At 68.5% G+C, this 23,813-nt stretch carries 17 protein-coding genes and 1 rRNA gene; 9 read left to right on the top strand and 9 right to left on the bottom strand.

The window, feature by feature from the left end:
- Window positions 1-35 precede the first annotated feature (35 nt).
- Window positions 36-148: ribosomal RNA gene (gene rrf, locus G6N23_RS13990) — 5S ribosomal RNA — on the top strand.
- 422 nt (window positions 149-570) lie between these two features.
- Here the strand turns inward: rrf and G6N23_RS13985 are convergent.
- Complete coding sequence (locus G6N23_RS13985) at window positions 571-936, bottom strand: DUF4345 domain-containing protein (protein ID WP_085260396.1); 366 nt, start codon at window positions 934-936, stop codon at window positions 571-573.
- 125 nt (window positions 937-1,061) lie between these two features.
- Between G6N23_RS13985 and G6N23_RS13980 the strand changes: the two genes are divergently transcribed.
- The gene (locus G6N23_RS13980) at window positions 1,062-2,219 is read left to right on the top strand and encodes a PE-PPE domain-containing protein (RefSeq protein ID WP_234808567.1); all 1,158 of its coding nucleotides are present in this window, start codon (window positions 1,062-1,064) and stop codon (window positions 2,217-2,219) included.
- Between the two features lie 17 nt (window positions 2,220-2,236).
- On the opposite strand, the gene G6N23_RS13975 is transcribed toward G6N23_RS13980, so the two are convergent.
- The gene (locus G6N23_RS13975; RefSeq protein ID WP_085260395.1) at window positions 2,237-2,728 is read right to left on the bottom strand and encodes a methylated-DNA--[protein]-cysteine S-methyltransferase; all 492 of its coding nucleotides are present in this window, start codon (window positions 2,726-2,728) and stop codon (window positions 2,237-2,239) included.
- Window positions 2,725-4,230 carry a DNA-3-methyladenine glycosylase 2 family protein gene (locus G6N23_RS13970; RefSeq protein ID WP_085260403.1) on the bottom strand — a complete coding sequence of 502 codons (1,506 nt, stop codon included), beginning with the start codon at window positions 4,228-4,230 and terminating at the stop codon, window positions 2,725-2,727. Before G6N23_RS13970 ends, G6N23_RS13975 begins: the two co-directional genes overlap by 4 nt.
- A 92-nt stretch (window positions 4,231-4,322) precedes the next feature.
- Here G6N23_RS13970 and glsA point away from each other — a divergent pair, with 92 nt between their 5' ends.
- Window positions 4,323-5,597, top strand: coding sequence for a glutaminase A (gene glsA, locus G6N23_RS13965; protein ID WP_085260394.1), 1,275 nt, complete (start codon window positions 4,323-4,325; stop codon window positions 5,595-5,597).
- A 6-nt stretch (window positions 5,598-5,603) separates the two neighbouring features.
- On the opposite strand, the gene G6N23_RS13960 is transcribed toward glsA, so the two are convergent.
- Window positions 5,604-7,208 (bottom strand): adenylate/guanylate cyclase domain-containing protein, encoded by a 1,605-nt coding sequence (locus G6N23_RS13960; protein ID WP_085260393.1) that lies wholly within the window; start codon window positions 7,206-7,208, stop codon window positions 5,604-5,606.
- 46 nt (window positions 7,209-7,254) lie between these two features.
- Here G6N23_RS13960 and nucS point away from each other — a divergent pair, with 46 nt between their 5' ends.
- From nucS to G6N23_RS22045, 3 genes are read left to right on the top strand one after another with little or no spacing between them, the layout of a single operon-like run.
- Window positions 7,255-7,926, top strand: coding sequence for an endonuclease NucS (nucS, locus tag G6N23_RS13955; RefSeq protein WP_085260392.1), 672 nt, complete (start codon window positions 7,255-7,257; stop codon window positions 7,924-7,926).
- A gap of 45 nt (window positions 7,927-7,971) precedes the next feature.
- On the top strand, window positions 7,972-9,066 hold the full coding sequence (locus G6N23_RS13950) for an NADH:flavin oxidoreductase (RefSeq protein WP_085260391.1): 1,095 nt from the start codon (window positions 7,972-7,974) through the stop codon (window positions 9,064-9,066).
- Window positions 9,067-9,096: 30 nt separating this feature from the next.
- Window positions 9,097-9,387 carry an Rv1322 family protein gene (locus tag G6N23_RS22045; protein ID WP_085260390.1) on the top strand — a complete coding sequence of 97 codons (291 nt, stop codon included), beginning with the start codon at window positions 9,097-9,099 and terminating at the stop codon, window positions 9,385-9,387.
- Between the two features lie 10 nt (window positions 9,388-9,397).
- On the opposite strand, the gene mce is transcribed toward G6N23_RS22045, so the two are convergent.
- Window positions 9,398-9,898 (bottom strand): methylmalonyl-CoA epimerase, encoded by a 501-nt coding sequence (mce, locus tag G6N23_RS13945; RefSeq protein ID WP_085260389.1) that lies wholly within the window; start codon window positions 9,896-9,898, stop codon window positions 9,398-9,400.
- A gap of 81 nt (window positions 9,899-9,979) precedes the next feature.
- Between mce and G6N23_RS13940 the strand changes: the two genes are divergently transcribed.
- Complete coding sequence (locus tag G6N23_RS13940; RefSeq protein WP_085260388.1) at window positions 9,980-11,161, top strand: acetyl-CoA C-acetyltransferase; 1,182 nt, start codon at window positions 9,980-9,982, stop codon at window positions 11,159-11,161.
- Window positions 11,162-11,305: 144 nt separating this feature from the next.
- Window positions 11,306-12,205, top strand: coding sequence for a thioredoxin family protein (locus tag G6N23_RS13935; protein ID WP_085260387.1), 900 nt, complete (start codon window positions 11,306-11,308; stop codon window positions 12,203-12,205).
- A gap of 80 nt (window positions 12,206-12,285) precedes the next feature.
- On the opposite strand, the gene glgB is transcribed toward G6N23_RS13935, so the two are convergent.
- Complete coding sequence (gene glgB / locus G6N23_RS13930; RefSeq protein ID WP_095174157.1) at window positions 12,286-14,493, bottom strand: 1,4-alpha-glucan branching protein GlgB; 2,208 nt, start codon at window positions 14,491-14,493, stop codon at window positions 12,286-12,288.
- Between the two features lie 5 nt (window positions 14,494-14,498).
- The gene (locus tag G6N23_RS13925; RefSeq protein WP_085260386.1) at window positions 14,499-16,544 is read right to left on the bottom strand and encodes an alpha-1,4-glucan--maltose-1-phosphate maltosyltransferase; all 2,046 of its coding nucleotides are present in this window, start codon (window positions 16,542-16,544) and stop codon (window positions 14,499-14,501) included.
- A 320-nt stretch (window positions 16,545-16,864) separates the two neighbouring features.
- On the opposite strand from G6N23_RS13925, the gene glgP reads away from it, so the two are divergent.
- Entirely contained in the window at window positions 16,865-19,441 is a 2,577-nt protein-coding gene (gene glgP, locus G6N23_RS13920) for an alpha-glucan family phosphorylase (RefSeq protein WP_085260385.1), read from the top strand.
- Between the two features lie 15 nt (window positions 19,442-19,456).
- Here glgP and G6N23_RS22605 read toward each other — a convergent pair whose 3' ends face one another.
- Together G6N23_RS22605 and G6N23_RS13910 are read right to left on the bottom strand one after the other, a co-directional pair.
- The gene (locus G6N23_RS22605) at window positions 19,457-22,234 is read right to left on the bottom strand and encodes a PE family protein (RefSeq protein WP_163769699.1); all 2,778 of its coding nucleotides are present in this window, start codon (window positions 22,232-22,234) and stop codon (window positions 19,457-19,459) included.
- Between the two features lie 119 nt (window positions 22,235-22,353).
- Window positions 22,354-23,802 (bottom strand): neutral zinc metallopeptidase, encoded by a 1,449-nt coding sequence (locus G6N23_RS13910; protein ID WP_085260384.1) that lies wholly within the window; start codon window positions 23,800-23,802, stop codon window positions 22,354-22,356.
- Window positions 23,803-23,813 lie beyond the last annotated feature (11 nt).

Below are 23,813 nucleotides of genomic sequence, written 5' to 3'. Positions count from 1 at the left end.
AAACCGTCCACACACGGGGGAAAAATAAATAGAGTTACGGCGGACATAGCGACAGGGAAACGCCCGGTCCCATCCCGAACCCGGAAGCTAAGCCTGTCAGCGCCGATGATACTGCCCTACCGGGTGGAAAAGTAGGACACCGCCGAACACAACATAAAGCCCTGTGCCCCCCAAGAAATTGGGGGGCACAGGCATTTGTGTTTCATGCCCAGAAGTCAGCCACCTCCGCCGCGCATACAAAAGGCAAACGCGGCGCAGATCCCGAAATAGCCGCCGGTCGACCGGACCCTTACCAGACTGAACGTGGATCGTGGGGCAGATGGACTCGGGACAAGAATCGTCGGCTCCACCGTCGTTGTGAAAGAACCATCCCGGTTGACCCCAGTTCGTACCCTCGAGGCGAAACTCCTATTCGGCGGCGACGAGCAACTCTGCACTCGCCGGCACTGCCAATCCCACCCCGCAGCGGCCGCCACCGCGGCCAGGACCGCAACTCTGGCGATACAGGGTTTTACCATGCAGTTCTCCGGCTGGAACAGCAGGAGGCCTCCGGTGGGGTTTGCAGCCGATTCAGCGTGACGAAAACAAGAGCAAAGCCGCTCCCACCTCTACCAAACAGTAGAACCAATTGGGATAGAACGGTGTCCGGCGACGTTCGATGGCGGCGGATAGCATGCGCCCCAAAGCCATTCCGGCCAGGGCGACCGCTGCGGTAAGCGTGATTCCAGTGCGGTAGTCGGGATTGACGGCCGCGATTGCCAAGATTCCTGCCATGGCCACACCGAATCCGCCGTATACGGCGCGAACCTCCGACCGCGACGTTGAGGAGGTGAGCGTGATGCCGAACGGTCGGACCAGGGCTGTCGGTGCTGCGAGTGCGTAGAGGCCCATGCCCAGGAAAAAGACGGCTATGAAGAGTATTGCGAATACCGCCATTTCAGTGGTCCTTGCTGTCGTGGGTGCCCTGGACTAGCGGCTCCCGCAGCTCACCGGTATTGCGCGATCGACCGAGGAGCTATAGCGTTCAGGTTCAGTTAAGGAAATTAACAGGAGGATACTCGGTGCGCAGCTACTTTTGTCCGCCACTTGTTGCCGCGGTCGTAGCGGCCGGCCTGGTTGCCGGTGTGCCGGTGGTCGGAGCGCAATCGCGGGCGTTCGAGCTCACCGGCAACGGTACGTCGCTGGGTGACGGGGTCGCGTTCCTGATGGGCGGAACCGGGATCCCGCAGCCACCCCAGACTTACCTCGACGCTGTCAATGATCTGTTCTTGAGCCCGCACGGATTCGGTGGCGAGCTGGTGTCGCTGTTCACACCGGAGAACGTCAGCGACACCTCACGCGCGGTCGGCCTGCAGCTGCTCGAGAATGCGGTGGCTGAGCGACTCAACAGTGGCGAGGTCGACGCCGAGCACCCGATCGTGGTGTTCGGATATTCGCAGAGCTCCTCGATCTCGGTGGGGTTGATGCAATGGCTTGACGAGCATGACGTGTCGAACGACCTCGTCCGGTTCGTACTGATCGGCTCCCCGGCCACCAGCTCCATCCCCACCGACCTGTATCACACCGACGTCTACAACTACGAGTACGACCCGGTCGCGTTCAAGCCGACCTACTTCAACCCGCTGGCGGACCTCAACTCGGCGCTGGGCTTCATCTACGGACACTCGGTGTATCTCAGTGCGACGCCCGATGAAATCGCGAACGCTATCGAGTTGCCGGTTTCGGACCCCGATTCGCTGACCACCTTCCACATGCTGCCCTCCGAGATCCTGCCGCTATTGGCGCCGCTGCAGTTGGTCCCGATTTTCGGATTGCCGCTCTACGAGCTGTTGGAACCCGTTACCCGGATCCTGGTGAATCTCGGCTACGGCAGTATCGACCATGGTTGGCCGCCGGGTGACGTCGATGTGGCCGCGGGATCCGGGTTGTTCCCGACCGACATCGATTTCGGTGAGCTACTCACCGCGTTGGGCAAGGGTGTCGTCGACGGTCTCAACAACTCGATCGCGAGCTTGTTCGACCCCGACACCTACACGATTTACTCGTTGCAGGAGCACCCGTCGCTGGCCGGGCTCGTTAACGAGGGATACCTCGCGGGCTACCTCGATTCGCCGCACCCATCGCTCGAGGAAGCCATCACAGGTCTGTTCAACTTCGTGACGGCGTTCACCGATACCACCCCCTACGACATGCCCGAGCCGGTGGATCTGCTGGGCTAAACCGGGCCACGCCGGCCTCAGTCGAACAGCGTGGCGTGGCTGTGCTGCCGCTCCAGATCCAGCAGAAGCCGCTTCCGGTCGATACCGCCGCCGTAGCCGGTCAGGCTGCCGTTGCTGCCGATGACACGGTGGCACGGGACGATGATCGAGATCGGGTTGCGGCCATTGGCCAACCCAACCGCCCGCGATGCCGTCGGCGCCCCGATCTGCATCGCCAGCTGCCCATAGGAGCGGGTCTGGCCGTAGGGGATCGTCAGCAGGGCGGTCCACACCCGGCGCTGGAACTCGGTACCGGCCATCTGGTAACTCAGGTCGAACTCGGTGAGATCGCCGGCGAAATACGCCGCGAGTTGCTCGACGACCTCGGGGAATGCGGCGTCGTCGCGTCGCCACCCGCTGCTGTCGGGGGCGTGGGAGTGGTCGAGCATCAACAGATGGCTGAGCTTGCCGTCCTCGCCGGCCAGGGTCAGCGGCCCGATCGGGCTGTCGATGGTGCGTTGGCAGGTCATGCGGTCTCCTTGGAAGTCGGGGGCCAGTCGTTGACGGCGTGATCAAGCGCGGTCCATAGATGTTGGGTGGCGTAGGACCGCCACGGGCGCCAGCGGGCCGCGCGCCGGCTCAGCGCCCGCGGCTGATCCGGCAGGCCCAGCTGCCGGGCGGCCACCTGCACCCCCAGATCGGTCACCGGAAAGGCATCGGGGTCGCCCAAACCACGCATCGCGATGACCTCCGCCGTCCAAGGGCCGACGCCGGGAAGCTCCAGCAAAGTGTGCCGGGCCCGGTCCCAATCGCAGCCCGCGCCCAGCTCGATGGTGCCCTCTGTGAGCCCCGCGACCAGAGATAGCAGGGTGCGCCGGCGGGCCCGGGGCAGAGCGAGCTGGTCGGGATCGATGTCGGCGAGGCGCTCCACCGAGGGAAAGACGTGTGTCAGCCCGCCGGCCGGATCACCGATCTGCTCACCGTGGGCAAGCAGGAGTCGATGCGCGTGGGTACGGGCCGCCTTGATCGACACCTGCTGGCTGAGCACCACCCGCACCGCCAGTTCGGCTTCATCGACCGTCCTCGGAATGCGCTGACCCGGTGCCTTGGTCACGACCACCGCCAACTCGGGATCGTCGGTCAAGGTGTCGACGACCGCTTCGGGATCGGCGTCGAGGTCCAGCAGCCGCCGGCAACGGGTGATGGCGGCCGTGAGGTCCCGGAAGTCCTCGAGCACCAAATCGCAGCGGACGTGATCGGCGGCCGGAGTCAAGCTGACGATGCCGTTGCCGTGCGGCAGGCGCAGCGTGCGTCGGTACGCTCCGTCACGGACCTCTTCGCAACCGGGAACCGCGCAGGCAGCCAGGTGCCCGAAGACCCCTTCGAACGCGAACGGGGTGCGGACGGGCAGGCGCAGCGACACGGCTCCTGCGCCGGGCGCATTCTGGCCGGACCGGGTCTTCGACCGGGTTATCGCCTGCTGCCGCAATGCCGTTGGGGTGGTGGCGCACACGGCGCGGACGGTGTCGTTGAACTGTCGGATGCTGGCAAAGCCGGCCGCGAACGCGACGTCACCCAACGGCAGGCCCGTGGTCTCGATCAAGATCCTGGCGGTCTGCGCCCGCTGGGCGCGGGCCAGCGCCAGCGGTCCGGCGCCGACCTCGTCCTGCAGCAGCCGCTGCAACTGGCGGGCGGAGTAGCCGAGGTGGCCGGCGAGCCCGGTCACCCCCTCGCGATCCACCGTGCCATCGGCGATCAAGCGCATCGCCCGCCCCACGATGTCGCCGCGGATGTTCCATTGCGGAGAACCCGGTGCAGCGTCGGGTAGGCACCGTTTGCAGGCCCGGAAGCCGGCCCGCTGCGCGGCGGCCGCGCTGGGGTAGAACCGCACGTTCTGCGGCAGGGGCGGGCGCACCGGACAGCTGGGCCGGCAATAGATCCGGGTGGTCAGCACGGCCGTGTAGAACCAGCCGTCGAAGCGGGCGTCACTGGACTGCACGGCACGATAACAGCGGTCGAAGTCGTCGTGCACCTTGTAACCATGGCACGCGGCAGCCGACGACACTAGCGGAAATGCGACACGATAGTCCGGACCGCTGAGGCCTCCGGGGCTACCATCTGGTCGTGACGGCACTGGTACAGCGATACTTGGACGGGATACTCGCCGAGCATGCCGACGTCAACGTCGGCGCCTTGGCGAGCTACATTCCGGAGCTGTCCCGGGTTGATCCGACCGCCTTCGGTCTCTCGTTGTCCTCCTCGGACGGTTATGTCTACGAATCCGGCGATGCCGGCGTGGAATTCACGATGCAGTCGATCTCCAAACCGTTCACCTACGCCCTGGCGCTGGATCAGCTGGGGCAGGCGGCCGTCGACGCGCGGATCGGAGTGGAACCCTCCGGTGAGGGATTCAACAGGATCAGCGTCGATCAGGTCACCAACGTCCCGAAGAACCCGATGATCAACGCCGGCGCGATCGTGGCATGCTCTTTGGTCCCGGGTAAGACGGCCGACGATCGGTTCGGCCTCATCCGCGAGTTCTATAGCGCCTGCGCCGGACGCAGCCTCGACTTCGATGAGGACGTCTATCGATCCGAGAAGGCCAGCGGCAGCCGCAATCGCGGGATCGCCTATCTGCTGGACAGTTTCGGCGCTCTCAGCGCTGATCCCGATGACGCGTTGGACGTTTACATCCGCCAGTGCTCGCTGAAGGTCACCAGCACCGATCTGGCCCGGATGGCGGCGACGCTGGCGCGGGGCGGGTTCAATCCCCTGACCGGCCGGCAGGTGACCGACGCGGCGGTGGTGCGGCGCACCCTGTCGGTCATGGTGACCTGCGGTATGTACGACGCCGCTGGTGAGTGGGTCAGCGCGGTCGGGATGCCGGCCAAAAGTGGGGTGGGCGGCGGCATCGTGGCGGTTCTGCCCGGCCAGCTCGGAATCGGGGTCTATTCGCCGCGGATCGACGACAAGGGTAACAGTGTGCGCGGGGTCCTGGTGTGCCGCAGCCTTTCCCAACAGCTCGGTCTGCATTTTCTGACCGTGAGCAGCGAGGCCCACGCGGCCATTCGCGGGGTCTACACGCCCCGTCCCGGCGTCCGGGTCTACGAGGTGCACGGGGATCTGCTGTTCGCCGGTGCCGAACAGGTGGCGCGCACCGCCACCCGCGACTGCGGCGACTTCGACATCGCGATCCTGGATGTGTCCCGGCTGCACGCGATCAGCGATCCGGCGCGTGGCCTGCTCGCCGGGCTGGCAGACGATCTGCAGAGCCTCGGCAAACGGGGTCTGCTCGTCGATCCCAATGGTGCGGTGACGCCAGACCCGGCGGCCTACGACGTGCTGGTGTTCGACACGGTCGAAGACGCTCTCGCCGCGGCGGAGGAGCGGGCGGGGTAGCGCCGGCTACAGCGGCCCGGCCAGCACGGTGGGCTGGTCATAGCCGCGCAGCACCATCGACTCGCCCAGCACCCAATGCGCCTGCTCGCTGACGCTGGCGGCGCGCAGCGTCTGCGCCGTGGTCAACAGCTGGAGCTGCCGAGTCTTGGCCAACTCGCACAACCGGGCCGCCTCGTTGACCGGTTCGCCGATCACGGTGTACTCGAAACGTTCTTTGGCGCCGACATTTCCGGCGACGACCTGGCCGGCCGCCACGCCGATGCCGGCCCGGATCTCAGGTACCTCCTCGGCCAGCCGATACAGAATGCCGCGAGCGGCGGCCAGCGCTTCGTCTTCGGGCTGATCGAGGTGGTTCGGGGCGCCGAAGATCGCCAGTGTGGCATCACCCTCGAACTTGTTGATCAGGCCCCGATGACGGTCGACCTCATCGACGACCACTGCGAAGAACCGGTTCAGCAAGGCGACGACTTCGGTAGCAGGCTGGGCGGTCACGATCTGTGTCGAGCCGACAATATCGACGAAAAGGACTGCGACATGGCGTTCTTCGCCGCCGAGCTGTATCCGGTCGCGTTCCGCGGCGGCGGCCACCTCGCGCCCGACGTGACGACCGAACAAGTCGCGTACGCGTTCGCGTTCCCGCAATCCGTGCACCATCGCGTTGAAACCGCTCTGCAGCTCACCGAGTTCGGTGCCGTCGAACACCACCAGGTCGCCTTGCAGGTTGCCCTGCTCGACGCGCTTGAGAGCCGCGCGCACCACCCGCACCGGAGTTGCGGTGAGCCACGACAGAATCCACATCAACAGGAATCCGAAGACCAGCGTCGCCACCGACACCATCAACACCGCGATCCCGAACTGCGTCATGGTCAGGTTCTTCAACACCAGGGCGAACAGCGCCGTCAGTGCGATGCCCAGCACCGGAACCCCCGAGCTGAGCAGCCACACCATCATGGTGCGGCCCATGATGCCCGACAGGAACCGCCGCGGCGGTGGGCCCGCGGCCAGTGCCTGAGCGGCAACCGGCCGCAATGCGAACTCGGTGAACAGGTAGCAGGCGGTGGCGACCAGGGTGCCGCAGATGCTCAACGTGAAGCCGATGATCGGGATGAAGACTTTGTCGGCCAACCCATAGAGCACCGTGAACAGCACTGTGGCGCCCCCCCACAGGGCGAGCACGACCTGAGCGACCCGCCAGGGCGTCTGGAAGGCGTTGCGCTCGTCCACCCGAGTCGGCTCGCGTTCGATGATCGCCCAGCGCAACTTCTTGATGGTGCGCCGGGTAATCCCGTATGTGCCGCCGGCCAGTGCGGTCGCCACGTATGCGGGCACGAGCCCGTATGTCAGCCACGCCGGGGCGTCACTGAACACACTGGGAACCGGGAACGCCACGGTCACCAGCAGCGCGGCAACGCCGACACCGATCAGGTTCGTCCCCACCATGACGACCGTCATGATGAACTGGATGCGAATCCGGCGCAGATACTGACTTTCCGACACCCTGCCCAGCAACCAGGAGCCGTATTCGGGTGTCTCGGGCAACCGGCCGCTCTGGCGGGTCAGCATCTCCAGGATCCGGCCCAGGCGTTGCGCGGTCGTCAGTGGCGGCTTCATCGTGGCGTAAGAATAATTGCTCGGCGCTGCCCCTAAGGTGGTTCGGATGCGACTCGTGATCGCCCGATGCACCGTCGACTACGTCGGCCGGCTCACCGCGCACCTGCCGTCGGCCCGGCGACTACTGCTGCTGAAGGCCGATGGATCGGTCAGTGTGCATGCCGACGACCGTGCCTATAAGCCGCTGAACTGGATGAGCCCGCCGTGCCGGCTCACCGAGGAAGCCGGCGGCGAGTTCCCGGTGTGGGTGGTGGCGAACAAGACCGGAGACCAGTTGCGGATCACCATCGAAGAGATCGAACATGACTCCACCCACGAACTCGGTGTCGACCCGGGATTGGTGAAAGACGGTGTCGAGGCCCAGCTGCAGGCGCTGCTCGCGGAGCATGTCGAACTGCTCGGCGAGGGGTATTCCCTGGTGCGCCGGGAGTACATGACCGCGATCGGCCCGGTGGACCTGCTCTGCCGCGACGCGCAGGGACGGTCGGTCGCGGTGGAGATCAAGCGGCGTGGCGAGATCGACGGTGTCGAGCAGCTCACCCGCTACCTGGAATTGCTCAATCGTGACACTCTGCTCGCGCCGGTCAGCGGTGTGTTCGCCGCCCAGCAGATCAAACCGCAGGCCCGCACGCTGGCGATCGACCGCGGTATCCGTTGTCTGACACTGGATTACGACGCAATGCGGGGCATGAACAGCGACGAATACCGCTTGTTCTGATCGCCGGGCGGAATAACCGCCAAAACTCACGCGTTGGAGCGGTCCATGGCAGTCAAGGATCTTTTCCAGCCGCTGACGGTCCGCTCGCTGACCGTCCCGAATCGCTTCGCGATGGCGCCGATGACCCGTCAGGCATCACCTGGCGGAATCCCGGGCCGCGATGTCGCGGAGTACTACCGGCGGCGCGCCGCCGGCGGTGTCGGCCTGATCATCACCGAGGGGATCCGGCTGCCCGACCCAGCCGCAGGCTACCCGTTCAGCGTGCCGACGATCGCGGGCGACGAGGTGCTCGCCGGGTGGACCCGCGTTGTCGATGCCGCGCATTCCGAGGGCGCGACGATCGCCGCTCAACTGTGGCACCAGGGCGTGCAGCGCGACGACACCGACGGTGTGGTGCCCGTCGGCCCGTCCGGTATCGACGGGCAGGGCAACCCGCGGGGCCGGGCGCTGCAGACCGGGGAACTGCCGGTGATCGCGGAGCTGTACGCCCACAGTGCCGCCGCCGCGCGAGACATCGGTTTCGACGCGGTTGAGATCCACGGCGCGCACGGTTATCTGCTCGACCAATTCTTCTGGGAGCGCACGAATCGACGCACCGATGGCTATGGCGGATCGCTGGCCGCGCGGACCCGCTTCCCGGCCGAAGTGGTCGCCGCGGTACGGGCCGCGGTGGGGCCGGATTACCCGGTCATCTTCCGCTTCTCGCAGTGGAAGGGAACCGACTACACGGCGTCGATCGTCGACGACCCGACCCGGTTGCAGGAACTGCTGACACCCCTGGTCGAGGCGGGTGTCGACGTGTTGCACCCCTCGACGCGCAGGCACAATATCCCGGCGTTCCCCGACCATGATGCGAACCTGAGCCTGGCCGGGTGGACCAAGAAGGTCACCGGGGCGCCGGTCATCGCGGTGGGATCGGTCGGGCTGCAAACGCAGTTCCGCAGCGAAAAGCGCGGTGAGGTGATCCAACCTGCCCCGGTGGACCGACTGGTCGAGCAGTTCGAGGCCGGGGAGTTCGATGTCGTGGCGGTCGGACGCGCACTGCTCGCCGACCCGACCTGGGTCAACCGTCTTCGCCGGGGCGAACTGGACGGGTTCGGCGGCTACGATGCGGCCGCCGCGCTGGCGGCGCTGGCCTGACCTCGCCTGATGGCCGCTAGGCTGATCGGCATGGCTCGGCGCCGCAGCCCGTCGCACCGGCAACAGCCGTTGCGGCCGCTGCCGCTCTCACAGCGGATCGAGGCCGGACCCGACGGGTATGACTACGTCGTCGCGGCGATCGCCGGCTCGCGGGCTGTGAAGGTCTACCGGTGTCCCGGATGCGATCACGAGATTCGCCCCGGCATCGCCCATGTGGCGGTGTGGCCGCATGACTCCGCCGATGGCGACGACCGGCGGCACTGGCACACGCCGTGCTGGGCTAATCGCGCCACCCGGGGGCCTACCCGGAAGTGGTCTTGACCGCAGGTGGTCAGTGCGCCCGAGCGGCCGTGGCGGTCGAGGCGGGCTCGACCAGCTCGATCAGCACGCCGCCGGCGTCCTTGGGGTGGATGAAGTTGATCCGGGAGTCCGACGTGCCGCGCCGGGGGGCGTCGTAGAGCAGCCGCACACCCTGCTCACGCAGCCGCTCGGAGAGCGCGTCGATGTCACTGGTCCGATAGGCGAGTTGCTGCAGACCGGGGCCGCGCTTGTCCAGAAACTTCGCGATCGTCGACGACTCGTCGATCGGGGCCATCAGCTGAATCTGGGCACTGCCGACCGGGGCGCCGCGCACGGCCAGCATGGCCTCCACGATGCCCTGCTCCTCGTTGACCTCTTCGTGCAGGACGATCATGCCGAGCTGGTCGTGGTACCACTTCTTGGCCGCTTCCAGGTCCGGCACGGCGATGCCGACGTGGTCGATCGCCGTCACCAACGCGGAAGCCAGGGCGGGACGTACCTCGAACGAGCCAGCGACGGATTCGGTCGTCATAACGTAACGGTAACCTGAGCGGAAACATCGCGCTGCGCCGATCCGGCAGATCGGCCACCCACACCCGCCCGGGAGGTAGTCATGACGACATCGGTGATCGTTGCTGGGGCACGGACCCCAATCGGCAAGCTGATGGGTTCGCTGAAGGATTTCTCCGGTAGCGACCTGGGCGCGATCGCCATCGCCGGGGCGCTGGAGAAGGCGAACGTCCCGGCCTCGCTGGTGCAGTACGTGATCATGGGCCAGGTGCTGACCGCGGGAGCGGGCCAGATGCCGGCGCGGCAGGCGGCGGTGGGCGCCGGCATCGGATGGGACGTTCCGGCGCTGAGCATCAACAAGATGTGCCTATCCGGGATCGACTCCATCGCACTGGCTGACCAGCTGATTCGCGCCGGCGAGTTCGACGTGGTGGTGGCCGGCGGCCAAGAATCCATGACGAAGGCGCCGCACCTGCTGATGGACAGCCGGTCGGGCTATAAGTACGGCGACGTGACGGTGCTGGACCATCTCGCCTACGACGGCCTGCACGACGTGTTCACCGACCAGCCGATGGGTGCGCTCACCGAGCAGCGCAACGACGCCGACAAGTTCACCCGCGCCGAGCAGGACGAACTCGCGGCCGAATCGCACCGCAAGGCCGCCGCGGCGTGGAAGGACGGCGTGTTCGCCGACGAGGTGGTGCCGGTGAAGATCCCGCAGCGCAAGGGGGATCCGCTGGAGTTCACCGAGGACGAGGGAATCCGGGCCAACACCACCGCCGACTCCCTGGCCGCGCTCAAGCCGGCGTTCCGCAAGGACGGCACCATCACCGCCGGCTCGTCGTCGCAGATCTCCGACGGTGCGGCAGCCGTGGTGGTGATGAGCAAAGCCAAGGCGCAGGAGCTGGGGCTGGACTGGTTGTGCGAGATCGGCGCGCACGGGGTGGTGGCCGGGCCGGATTCGACCCTGCAGTCCCAACCGGCCAACGCCATCAAGAAGGCCATCGCCCGCGAGGGCATCTCGGTCGACCAACTCGACGTGGTGGAGATCAACGAGGCGTTCGCGGCGGTATCGCTGGCCTCGACCCGCGAACTCGGGGTGAATCCCGATGTCGTCAACGTGCACGGCGGCGCGATCGCGGTCGGGCACCCGATCGGGATGTCCGGTGCGCGCATCACGCTGCACGCCGCGCTCGAGCTCAAGCGGCGTGGTTCGGGCTACGCGGTGGCCGCATTGTGCGGTGCCGGCGGCCAGGGTGACGCGCTGATCCTGCGGGCCGGATAACAGCCTCCCTACGGTTGCGTAGGTTGCTGGATGCCGCCGGAGCGGGGCACCGAAATCGAAGTGTGATATTGGTCATAGTCGACTTCGTCGACCGGGAATCAGCCGTCGGAACCGGCGCCACGACGGCGTGACAGACTTGGTGTCGTGACTCGTCCTCGACCCCCGATCAGCCCGGCGTTGGCCGGAGCAGTGGATTTGTCCGGTCTCAAGCAGTCGGCCCCACCCAGTGGCGCCGGTGGTGACGGTTCGGCTCCGCCGGGCGCCACTGAGATCACCGAGGCCAATTTCGAAGACGAAGTGCTGGTCCGGTCCAACCAGGTGCCGGTGGTGGTGCTGCTGTGGTCGCCGCGCAGCGAGGCCTGCGTCCAGCTGGCCGACACCCTGGCCGGGCTGGCCACCAGTGACGGCGGCAAATGGTCGCTGGCCACCGTCAACGTCGATGTTGCCCCCCGGGTGGCGCAGGTGTTCGGTGTGGACGCGGTGCCCACCGTGGTGGCATTGGCCGCCGGCCAGCCGATCACCAGCTTTCAGGGCGTGCAGCCGCCCGACCAGCTCCGCCGCTGGGTGGATTCGCTGGTCTCGGCCACCGCGGGCAAGCTCTCCGGCGGCGACGAATCCGAGCAGCCCGACCAGGTCGACCCCGCGCTGGCGCAGGCTCGCGACCAACTCGACGCCGGTGACTTCGCCGCGGCCCGTGACTCCTACCAGGCGCTGCTGGATGCCGACCCCAACCACGTCGAAGCCAAGGCGGCGTTGCGCCAGCTGATCTTCCTGGAGCGGGCGACCGCCCGGCCTCCGGATGCGCCGGCGCTGGCCGACGGCGCGCCGGACGACATCGAGGCGGCGTTCGCCGCGGCCGATGTGCAGATTCTCAGCCAGGACGTCACCGCCGCCTTCGACCGGCTGATCGGATTGGTGCGACGGACCTCCGGCGATGAGCGCGGCACGGTGCGGGCCCGGCTGGTCGAGCTGTTCGAGCTGTTCGATCCGGCCGACCCCGAGGTGGTGGCCGGCCGGCGCAACCTGGCCAACGCGTTGTACTGATTCCCGGGAGAGCTTCCCGGCGAGCAGACAGAGAGTCGCACTCCGCTATGCGGATTTGTGCGATTCTCTGTCTGCTCGCGCTACTCGGGCGCCAACCACAGGGCGGACAGAGCCGGCAGCACCAGCACGGCCGAGGCGGGCCGGCCGTGCCACGGGTCCTCGGTGGCTTCGACTCCGCCGAAGTTGCCCGCCCCCGAACCGCGGTAGGCGACCGCATCGGTGTTGAGCACCTCCCGCCACCGGCCGGCGCGCGGCAGGCCCAGGTGGTAGTCGGAGTGTTCGATGCCGGCGAAGTTGAATACGCAGGCCAGCGTCGAACCGTCGGCGCCGAACCGCAGAAAGCTCAGCACATTGTTGGTCGAATCGTTGGCGTCGATCCAGGAATAGCCACGGGGGTCGGCGTCCTGGCTCCACAAGGCGGGAAGCGCACGGTAGTGGGCGTTGATGTCGCCGACCAGGCGCAGGATGCCGGCCGAGTAGCCGTCCGCCTCGAGTTCCGGGTCCAGCTGGAACCAGTCGACGCCGCGCTCGTTGCACCATTCACTGCGCTGGCCGAATTCCTGACCCATGAACAACAGCTGTTTGCCGGGATGCGCCCATTGGTAGGCCAGCAGGGTGCGCAGGCCCGCCGCCTTGCGGTAGTCGTCACCGGGCATCCGCGACCACAGCGTGCCCTTGCCGTGCACCACCTCGTCGTGGCTGATCGGCAGTACGTAGTTCTCGCTGTAGGCATAGAGCATGGAAAACGTCATGTTGTGGTGGTGATAGCTGCGGTGCACCGGATCATGACCGAGATAGGCCAGCGTGTCGTGCATCCAGCCCATGTTCCATTTCATCGAAAAGCCCAGGCCGCCAAGACCGGTGTCGCGGGTGACACCTGGCCAGGAGGTGGATTCCTCGGCGATCGTCACGATTCCCGGCGCGACCCGGTGCGTGGTCGCGTTCAGCTCCTGCAGGAATTGCACCGCCTCCAGGTTCTCCCGGCCGCCGTGAACGTTGGGGGTCCAACCGCCCTCCGGCCGCGAATAATCCAGGTAGAGCATCGATGCCACCGCGTCCACCCGCAGCCCGTCGACGTGGAATTCGGTCAGCCAGTACAGCGCGTTGGCCACCAGGAAGTTGCGCACCTCCGGCCGGCCGAAGTCAAAGACGTAAGTGCCCCAGTCGAGTTGCTCACCGCGCCGCGGATCGGCGTGCTCGTACAGCGGGGTGCCGTCGAAGCGGCCGAGTGCCCAATCGTCCTTGGGAAAATGCGCCGGCACCCAATCCACGATCACGCCGACGCCCGCCCGGTGCAGCGCATCGACCAACGCCCGGAAATCGTCGGGTGTGCCGAAGCGTGCCGTCGGAGCGTAGTACGACGTCACCTGGTATCCCCACGACCCGCCGAACGGGTGCTCGGCGACCGGCAGTAGCTCGACGTGGGTGAAGCCGTGCTGCACAAGGTATTCCGTCAGCTCCGACGCGAGCTGGCGATAGTCCAGCCCGGGCCGCCAGGACCCCAGGTGCACCTCGTAGGTGCTCATCGGCTCGGCCACCGGGTTTCGCCGGGCGCGCTGCGCCATCCAGTCCGCGTCATTCCAGAGGTAGTTGCTCTCCGTCACCCGCGACGCGGTTCGCGGCGGAACCTCGGTGGCGAAGGCGAACGGATCGGCACGGTCGCTGACCGTGCCGTCGGCGCCGTGGATGCGGAACTTGTACAGGCCGCCGGCGGGGAAGTCGGGCCAGAACACTTCCCAGACCCCGGAGGAACCCAGCGCCCGCAGCGGTGCGTCGTTGCCGTCCCAGCCGTTGAAGTCACCGATCAGGCCGACACCGGTGGCGTTGGGCGCCCACACCGCGAACGACACACCGGACACCTCGCCGTCGGCGGTGAGGAAGGTGCGGTGATGGGCGCCCATCACGTCCCAGAGCCGTTCGTGGCGGCCCTCGGCGAACAGGTGCAGGTCCATCTCGCCCAGAGTCGGCGGGAAGCGGTAACCGTCGGCGACCGTGCGGATTCCGGTGGGCTCGCCGAATTGCGCAGTGTCGGGATAATGCACCTCGAGGCGGTAGTCGGTCAGGCCGGTCAGCGGCAGAGCCGCCGCGAACAGCCCGGAACCCAGATGCCGCATCGGGAACCGGTCGGCGCCGACGAGCACCACGATGCGGGCTGCGCGCGGCCGCAGAACCCGAACCACGGTGAGTTCACCGTATTCATGGGCACCCAGGATCGCATGCGGATCGTGGTGTTCCCCGGCGAGCAGCCGGGCCAGATCCGCGCGTTCGGGCGCCAGGGGTCGCATCATCGTGCTCACCGGCGACGCAGCAGTTCGGTACGGGCATGGGCGTTGATCGGCGGCATATTGACGATGTGGGCGACCGCCCGGGCCGGGTCGAGCCGCACCCAATTCTCCCGCCCCCAGTGGTAGTCCTCGCCGGTGATCTGGTCACGCACCCAGAACCGTTGGTAGTCCTCCATTCCCAGCGCCCACATGTCCAGCCGCAGCGTCGCGTGCTCGGGGGCGAACGGGTTCAGGGTGACCACCACCAGAACGGTGTCGCCGCTCTCCGGATCGAATTTGCTGTATGCCAGCAACGCATCGTTGTCGATCGAGTGGAAGTGCACGGTGCGCAACTGACTCAATGCCGGGTGCAGCCGGCGGATCTCGTTGAGCCGGGCGATGAACGGCTCCAGGGACCTACCCTCGGCGACGGCGGCGGCGAAGTCACGAGGACGCAGTTCGTACTTCTCCGAGTCCAGGTATTCTTCGCTGCCCTCCTGCAGCGCACGGTTTTCGAACAATTCGAAGCCGGAGTAGACGCCCCACGTCGGGCTCAGGGTGGCCGCCAGCACCGCACGGATGGCGAACATTCCGGGGCCGCCCGCCTGCAGGCTGGCGTGCAGGATGTCGGGGGTGTTGACGAAGAGATTCGGCCGACGGTAGTCGGCGAGTTCGGCGATCTGCTGTCCGAACTCGGTCAGATCGTGTTTCGTTGTCCGCCAGGTGAAGTACGTGTAGGACTGGGTGAAGCCCAGTTTGGCCAGTCCGTACTGACGCGCCGGCGGGGTGAATGCTTCGGACAGGAACAGCACATCCGGGTCGATGTTCTTGACGGCGCCGATCAGCCAGACCCAGAAGTCCGGCGGCTTGGTGTGCGGATTGTCGACCCGAAAGACCTTGACGCCGTGGTCCATCCAAAACCGCACCACCCGCAGTACTTCGGCGTACAACCCGGCCGGATCGTTGTCGAAGTTCAGCGGATAGATGTCCTGATACTTCTTCGGCGGGTTCTCGGCATAGGCGATGGTGCCGTCGGGCAACTCGGTGAACCATTCCCGGTGCTGCCTGGCCCAGGGGTGATCCGGTGCGCACTGCAGGGCCAGGTCCAACGCCACCTCGAGGTCCAGCCGGCGGGCGGCGGCCACGAAGTCGTCGAAGCCGTCGATGGTGCCGAGATCCGGGTGTACCGCGTCGTGGCCGCCCTCGACGCTGCCGATGGCCCACGGCGAACCGACGTCACCGGGCTCCGCGGTCGCGGAATTGTTGCGGCCCTTGCGATGCACCCGGCCGATCGGATGGATCGGCGGCAGATAGACCACGTCGAAGCCCATCTCGGCGATCCGCGGGAGCGCTGCCGCCGCGGTGGCGAACGTCCCGTGCACCGGGCGGCCGTCGGCATCCCAGCCCCCGGTCGAGCGGGGGAACATCTCATACCAGGCCCCGCGGCGGGCCAGCGGCCGATCCACCCACACCTGGTGGTCCTTGCCGGGGGTGATCAGCTCCCGCAAGGGATGGCGGTCCAGCAGTTCGCCGACCTCTGCCGACAGGGCCAGGGCGGCCCGGGATACCGGATCGCCGGGAGTGCGCAGGGCCGCGGCCGCCGCCTGCAACGGCCGGCGCCGGGCGGGCGGGATCGCGGCCGCGGCGCGGTCGAACAACTCGGCGCCGATCAACAGGTCGTTGGAGAGCTCCGCTTCATCCTGGCCGGCGTCGAGCTTGACCGTCACGGCGCTTCGCCAGCTCTGCAGGGGATCGCCCCAGCCCTCCACCCGGAAGGTCCACAGCCCGACGGCGTCGGGGGTGAAGCAGCCGTGGAACACGTAGGCGTCGAACCCGGTCTGCATCGGCAGGTGCAGCGGCGCGGTGCCCGTGCCGGATGGGCTCACCGGCGGTTCCCCGGGCAGTGGATAGTGCCGCCCGAGGTAGCTCACCACCAGGGTCGCGGCGACCGCGTCGTGGCCTTCTCGCCACACGGTGGCCTTCACCGGCACGGTTTCGCCGACCACGGCCTTGGCCGGGTAGCGGCCGCAGGAGATGACCGGTTCGACGTCGTCGACCTCGACGCGACCAGGCACTCATACTCCGTTCGTCGTGGGGCTGTCTTTGCCCACGGTAATGGGCTGCTGATACCGACCGGAACGAAGCGGCCGGTTCGCAACCGAATCGTCAGGTTCCTATGCGGCGGCCTTCGGGCCGACTCCGGCGAGCCTCGCTGAACCGCCGGCCTGTTTCGGCGGTCCCAGCTTCGCCTCGCCTCCGCCGACCCTTCGGGCCGACTCCGGCGAGCCTCGCTGAACCGCCGGCCTGTTTCGGCGGTCCCAGCTTCGCCTCGCCTCCGCCGACCCTTCGGGCCGACTCCGGCGAGCCTCGCTGAACCGCCGTAAGGTGGTGACGCGTGAAAGCACTCCGCCGGTTCACCGTTCGTGCGCACCTTCCCGAGCGGCTGCGGGCGCTCGAGCAACTGTCGATGAACCTGCGCTGGTCGTGGGAGCAGCCGACACAGGAGTTGTTCGCCGCCATCGACCGGGAATTGTGGGCCGGATGCGGCCGGGATCCGGTGGCGTTGCTGGGCGCGGTGAGCCCGAACCGGCTTGATGAGCTGGCCGCCGACGAGGCGTTCACCGGCCGGCTCGATGCCCTGTCGGCCGATCTGACCGAGTACCTGACGCAGCCCAGGTGGTATCAGCACCAGCTGGACGGTGGCGCGGAGCTTCCCGCCGCGATCGCATACTTCTCGATGGAGTTCGGAGTCGCCGAAGCCCTGCCCAACTACTCGGGAGGCTTGGGAATCCTGGCCGGGGACCACCTGAAGTCGGCGTCGGACCTGGGCGTGCCGCTGATCGCGGTCGGCCTGTACTACCGCTCCGGGTATTTCCGCCAATCGCTGACCGCCGACGGCTGGCAACGAGAAACCTATCCGTCGCTGGACCCGCAGGGACTGCCGCTGCGGTTGCTGGCCGACGCGGCGGGCAAGCCGGCGCTGATCGAGGTGGCGCTACCCGGTGCGGGTCGGTTGCGCGCGCGGATCTGGGTCGCACAGGTCGGCCGGATCCCGCTGCTGCTGCTGGACTCCGACATCGGCGAGAACGAGCACCAGCTGCGCGGGGTCACCGACCGGCTGTACGGCGGCGACCAGGAGCACCGGATCCGTCAGGAGATCCTGGCCGGGATCGGCGGGGTGCGGGCGATCCGGGCGTTCACCGCGCTCAAGGGCATCAACGCCCCCGAGGTGTTCCACATGAACGAGGGCCACGCGGGCTTTCTCGGGATCGAGCGCATCCGCGAGCTGATGGCCGAAGAAGGCCTGGATTTCGACACCGCGCTGAGCGTGGTGCGATCGGCGACGGTGTTCACCACCCACACCCCGGTCCCGGCCGGTATCGACCGGTTCGGCGAGGGCATGGTGCGGCGCTACTTCGGCGGCGACGCTCTGGCCGCGGGGGTGCCCGTCGAGCGGATCATCGAGCTGGGTGCCGAAGACGAACCCGGCATGTTCAACATGGCCCACATGGGTCTGCGGCTGGCCCAGCGGGCCAACGGCGTCTCGCGGCTGCACGGTCGGGTCAGCCGGGCCATGTTCAACGGCCTGTGGCCCGGATTCGACGCCGACGAGGTGCCGATCGGCTCGATCACCAACGGCGTGCACGCGCCTAGTTGGGCGGCCCCGCCGTGGTTGCAGCTCGGTCGCGACCTGGCCGCAACCGACTCGTTCAGCGATCCCGCGGCATGGCAGCGTCTGCAAGAAGCCGATCCGGTTGCGCTGTGGTCGATCCGCTCCCAGCTGCGGTCGCTGCTCGTCGATGAGGTCAGGTTGCGGCTGCTGCGGTCCGGGCTGGATCGCGGTGCCTCGGAGGCCGAATTGGGCTGGATTGCAACGGCTTTCGATCCCGATGTGCTGACCATCGGGTTCGCCCGCCGGGTACCGACCTACAAGCGCCTGACGTTGATGCTGCGCGACCCGGACCGATTGGAGCAGCTACTGCTCGACGAGCAGCGGCCGGTGCAGCTGATCGTCGCCGGCAAGTCTCATCCGGCCGACGATGAGGGCAAGGCGCTGATCCAGCAGGTGGTGCGCTTCGCCGACCGTCTGGCCGTGCGTCACCGCGTGGCGTTCCTGCCCGACTACGACATGTCGATGGCGCGACGACTTTACGCCGGATGCGATGTGTGGCTGAACAATCCGCTGCGACCGCTGGAGGCGTGCGGCACATCGGGGATGAAAAGTGCGCTCAACGGCGGACTGAACCTGTCCATCCGCGACGGCTGGTGGGACGAGTGCTTCGACGGGGAGAACGGCTGGGCGATACCGACCGCCGACGGGGTGGCCGATGAGAACCGCCGCGACGATTTGGAAGCCGCGGCCCTCTACGACCTGCTGGCTCGGTCGGTGGTGCCGAAGTTCTATGACCGCGACGAACGCGGCGTGCCGCCACGATGGATCGAGATGGTGCACCACACGCTGCAGACGCTCGGGCCGAAAGTGCTGGCCTCACGGATGGTCCGCGACTACGTCGAGCAGTGTTACGCCCCGGCGGCGCAGTCCGTGCGGCGCACCTGCGAACCGATCGACGGAGTGCCCTACGGTGCGGCTCGGCGGCTGGCCGACTATCGCAGCAGGGTGGAGCGGGCCTGGCAGCAGATCGAGATCACCGACGTCGACAGCACCGGACTGCCCGACACCCCGCTGTTGGGTTCGGAGCTGACGCTGACCGCCACCGTTCGGTTGGCCGGCCTGGCGCCCGGCGAGGTGACGGTGCAGGCGGTGCTGGGCCGGCTGGATTCCGGTGACAGCCTGCTGGAACCGGCCACCGTGGTGATGACACACGAGCGCAGCGGCGCCGATGGCACCGAAGTGTTCTCGACGACCACCCCGTTACCGGTCGCGGGCTCGGTGGGCTACACCGTGCGGGTGCTGCCGAGCCATCCGTTGCTGTCCGGTGACGCCGAACTGGGCCTGGTCACCCTGGCCTGAAGATCGCCGGCCCGTTCACGGGCGGTCCGGCCCGGCGGTCCCGGGGGTGCCGGGGGTGCCATCGGCCCCGCCGTTGCCACCCGCGGTGCCGTCGCCGCCGTCGTACTGCTCGGCGGTGCCGTCGCCGCCGTTGCCGCCGTCGCCGCCGGCGCCGTTGCCGTTCGGGCCGGCGGATCCGCCGTTGCCGCCCTGCCCACCGTCGCCGCCGAACCCCCAGTTGATGCCGTCGCCGCCGTCGCCGCCGTCACCGCCGGCGGCGCCGAGGCCCCCGTTGCCGCCGTTGCCGCCGTGGCCGCCCGCGCCGTTGAAGACATCAGGGCGAACGTCGCCGTCGCCCCCGTTTCCGCCGCGGCCGCCGTCGGCGCCCGGCCCGACGCCCCCGTTGCCGCCGTTGCCGCCGTTGCCGCCGTTGACATGACCGCCGTCCCCGCCATCACCCCCGGCGCCGCCGTTGGCACCACCCCGGCCGCCGCTGCTGATGCCGCCCCAGCCGCCCTGTCCGCCGTCGCCGCCATTGCCGCCGTTGCCGGCGGTACTGCCGGGGGCGCCCGGTCCGCCGCCGCCTCCGCCGCCGTAGTTGCCGGTGCCGTCGGCGTATTGGTGGGCGAAGCCGCCTCCGGCGCCGCCCGTTCCACCGTGACCGCCGGAGAAACCATCCACCGCACCGCCGTCGCCGCCGTCGCCGCCGGCGCCCCCATGGCCGTCGCTAGCAGGCCTGATGCCACCCGCGCCTCCATAGCCGCCCCACCCGGCGTCTCCGTTGGGACCTGCGTTGCCGCCGTTGCCGCCGGCACCGCCGTCGCCGGTGAGGCTCTCGCCACCGTCGCCGCCGTTGCCGGCGTGGCCGTTCGCGCCGGCACTGCCGCCGTCGCCACCGTTGCCGGCGCGCAGGCCGCCCACCAGACTGACGCCGCCCTCGCCACCGTTGCCGGCGTGGCCGCCATCGCCGGTGCTGCCGCCGTCGCCGCCGTCGCCGCCGTCACCGCCACGATTTGGCGGACCGCCGGGAGCGCCGACGCCGAGGCCCAGACCGCGCCCCCCGTCTCCACCGTCGCCGGCATGGCCGCCATCGCCGGTGCTGCCGCCGTCGCCGCCGGCTCCACCGTTGCCGCCGTCCCCGCCACTGCCGGCGGGTACGGCGACACCGTCGGTGTTGCCGTGATAGTCGCCGCCCACATTGCCGAAGCCGCCGTTGCCGCCCTGGCCGCCATTGCCGCCGATACCGGAGTTGCCGCCGTTGCCGCCGTCGCCGCCGGCGCCGGCATCCCCGCCGTCGTGCCCCGAACCGCCTTCACCGCCCCAACCGCCGGTGCCACCCGCCCCGCCCCAGCCGCCGTCACCGGAGTCGCCGCCGGTGCCGCCGTTGCCGCCGGCACCGCCGCCGCCGGCGACGCCGGTGCGGATGGGGTCATACGGACTGGCCCAGCCGAACGAGGTGCCCCCGCCCGCGCCGCCGGCGCCGGCGTTGCCTCCCGCTCCGGCGTGGCCGCCGGCACCGGTGTCGCCGCCCTCGCCGCCGTCGCCGCCGTTGCCGCCCTGGCCTCCTGCACCGGCATTGCCGACCGATCCCGCGGTGCCGAAGAGACCGACCGCCCCGGGAAGCCCGCCGCGCGCTCCCCAGCCCCCGTATCCGCCCGATCCGCCCTCGCCGCCGTTGCCGGCCGTGCCGGGACCGTCACCGCCGGCACCACCGTTGCCACCGTGGCCGGCATCCCCGCCGTCGCCACCGATGCCGCCGTTGCCAGCCGTGCCGAAGAACAGTCCGCCGGCACCACCATTGCCTCCGACCCCGCCGAATCCTCCGGACTGACCGGCTTGGCCAGGCTCGCCGTCCTGGCCCGCGAGGCCCGCCCCGCCGTCACTGCCGTCGCCCCCGGCGGCCCCGGTTCCGCCATTGCCGCCGTTGCCGCCCTTGCCGAACCAGAGCCCTCCGGCACCACCGGCGCCGCCGTCGCCGCCGGAGCCGCCCGCCGTTCCGTTGCCACCGTTGCCACCGTCTCCGCCGTTGCCCCACCAGATTCCACCGGCGCCGCCGGCCCCGCCGGCGCCCCCGTCACCCCCGTCGATTCCGTCGGTGCCGTTGGCTCCGTTGCCCCCATTGCCCAACAGGAACGCGGCATTGCCCGCCTGTCCGGGTGTTCCGTCGATCGGCGTCTGGTAAGCGATTGCATCGAGCGCATTGATCTCCGGTGAAGGCGCCACCCCGCCGGCATCCCCGCCGTCGCCGATCAGCCAGCCGCCGTTGCCGCCGTCGCCGCCGTAGTAGCCGTCGCCGCCGTCGCCGAACAGCAGCCCGCCATCCCCGCCGTCGGGGTGCGATGCTGTCCCGTCGGCACCGTCACCGATGAGGAACTGCCCCGACCAAGTGTTGACCAGCCCGGCGAACTGTGCGCCGTCGGAGCTGTTGATCCAGTCGTCGATCGCGGTGTGGATCGGGGTGTAAATGTTTTGGTCGAACCAGGCGGCGCCGTCGACGGGGCCGGCCAGCGCGGCTCCCAGCCAGTCGGTGCCCACGTCGACGCCCCATGAGGAGGGGTCCCCCCAGGCGGCGGGATCCAGCCAGGTCCACGCCGCAGGGTCGGAGACGTCGACGCCGGTTTCCGAATTGATCAGCGGATCAAGGAGATCGACCAGCCACTCGAAGTCCGCTCGCACCGGTGGCGCGGTGACGAACGGGGTCACCCCGAACGTCACCAAGGCCGTACTCGCACCGACCACACAACGGCAACGGCGACCGTGCCCCCGACCGGTGCCCGGGCTGCCACCCTGCTGGTCGCTCTGCCGAGTTGCCATGATCCCCGTACCTCCAGGAGCGCCGCGTCATCCCGATTTTCTGGTCGCTCCGAGGTGTAGCACCCGTCGGCGGTGGGTGGCCTAAGTAGTCCACTACTGCAACCGACGGGGAGGACCGCTCAGGGGAAGCGCTGCAGGCAGCGGTCGAAGTCGCCGAGCACCCCGGTGCGGTAGGCGTCGATGCGCGAGAAGCCCGCGGGCACCGATTCACCGTTGACGTCGCCGGCGGCCAGACCGTTGGTGAGCAGGCCGGCGACGGCTTCGTCCAGATCGCCCGCGGTCAGCGCGATGGTGCTGCCGTTGGAGGTGGTCACCCCCTGGGAGAGCCTGGTGGTGGCCACCCCGGTCAGGCACGCGGTGCGCAGCGCGGCGGCGGCGTTGTCGAGCACCAGACCACCGTGCTCGATCTGCACCGCCTGCAGATGCCGCGACATCAGCACCGAATAGGCGGTGTTGTCACCGGACAGTGTCGCCAACTTCTGGTCCTTGCCGGGCGTGCCCATGACCTGCAGGGCCGGCAGGTCGACGGCGATGGTGTTGGTCGCCGGGCAGTACGACGCCGGAGGGCTGGGGCGGGCGTCAGCGCACGATGACGCGGCGGCGGCGTCGAACGTGAGTTGCGGCGGCTCGGCCGGAGTGAACGCGATGTTCATCGCGTCGACGACGACGCGCACCGAATCCTCGCTGACCGGCACCTCACCGGTCTCGTTCTGCTGCAACTGGACGGGCAGGTCACCGCGACGCTGCTCGATCTCCTTGGCGTCGATGGCGTTGCACGATCCGGCGCCGTCGGTGAACCCGAACTGGAACGCCGAGATCCGTTCGAAGGCCGAGCCGTGCTCGTTGCTGCCGACCGTCTCGCCGGGGTTCAGCAGCGGGTCGCGCAGCGCCAGCATCGCGGCCAGCACACCGTTCAACCCGTCACCGGTGCTGAGCGTGAAGCGAGGCGAGTCGCCCTGGGCCACCCAGCGCAGGTAGACACCCGCCAGACAGTCGGCCTGCTGCTCGGCCACCAGCGTCGGTGTCTGGCGCCGCTTGGTGATCCCGGCCGCCCGCGCGATCGCGTGACCGTACTCATGGGCGAGCACCATGGTGATCGCCATGTCGCCGTAGGCGCTGCGCAGCGCCGGCAACAGCAGCCGGCGGTCCCACCCGATGGTGTCGTCCAGGTAGCAGTAGGCCGCGTTGACCAGCAGGAAAGTCCTACTCTTGCAGAATGTTCCGCGTAGCTGGCCGGGATCCCAGGAGAGCAGGGACCGCACCGGCTCGAACTCGCCGTCGAAGGTGTTGGGATAGCTGATCGTCCAGAACGCCTCGAGGTCGCTGACCGACTGGGCGGCGATCTGGTCGATGCGACCGCCATCGGTACCCGCGACCTCGCGGCTCGGTGGCGGCGCGTCGGGCCGCAGCCCGGTGGGCCCGTCGACCGCCTGCAGTCCGCCCACCCGGAACGGGTCGGCGAAGATCGAAACCGGTGTGCCGTCCAGCATCCGGGCGCACCCGCTCAACAGCAGCATCAGCGTGCAGGCGGTGGCGAGAACGCGGTGCCTTCGGCGGCCAGGTCGCATGGGAGATCACG

This window comes from Mycolicibacter terrae, from assembly GCF_010727125.1.
Lineage (GTDB): Bacteria > Actinomycetota > Actinomycetes > Mycobacteriales > Mycobacteriaceae > Mycobacterium > Mycobacterium terrae.
The sequence above is the reverse complement of the archived record's forward strand: the minus strand, read 5'-3'. Positions and strand labels throughout refer to the sequence as shown.

Bases quoted from the DNA above. Each gene is read 5' to 3' on its own strand.
- G6N23_RS22605 (WP_163769699.1), bottom strand. From the start codon at position 22,234: ATGGCAACTCGGCAGAGCGACCAGCAGGGTGGCAGCCCGGGCACCGGT.
- G6N23_RS13940 (WP_085260388.1), top strand. From the start codon at position 9,980: ATGACGACATCGGTGATCGTTGCTGGGGCACGGACCCCAATCGGCAAG.
- G6N23_RS13975 (WP_085260395.1), bottom strand. From the start codon at position 2,728: ATGACCTGCCAACGCACCATCGACAGCCCGATCGGGCCGCTGACCCTG.
- glgB (WP_095174157.1), bottom strand. From the start codon at position 14,493: ATGATGCGACCCCTGGCGCCCGAACGCGCGGATCTGGCCCGGCTGCTC.
- G6N23_RS13910 (WP_085260384.1), bottom strand. From the start codon at position 23,802: ATGCGACCTGGCCGCCGAAGGCACCGCGTTCTCGCCACCGCCTGCACG.
- G6N23_RS13960 (WP_085260393.1), bottom strand. From the start codon at position 7,208: ATGAAGCCGCCACTGACGACCGCGCAACGCCTGGGCCGGATCCTGGAG.
- G6N23_RS22045 (WP_085260390.1), top strand. From the start codon at position 9,097: ATGGCTCGGCGCCGCAGCCCGTCGCACCGGCAACAGCCGTTGCGGCCG.
- nucS (WP_085260392.1), top strand. From the start codon at position 7,255: ATGCGACTCGTGATCGCCCGATGCACCGTCGACTACGTCGGCCGGCTC.
- G6N23_RS13985 (WP_085260396.1), bottom strand. From the start codon at position 936: ATGGCGGTATTCGCAATACTCTTCATAGCCGTCTTTTTCCTGGGCATG.
- mce (WP_085260389.1), bottom strand. From the start codon at position 9,898: ATGACGACCGAATCCGTCGCTGGCTCGTTCGAGGTACGTCCCGCCCTG.
- G6N23_RS13950 (WP_085260391.1), top strand. From the start codon at position 7,972: ATGGCAGTCAAGGATCTTTTCCAGCCGCTGACGGTCCGCTCGCTGACC.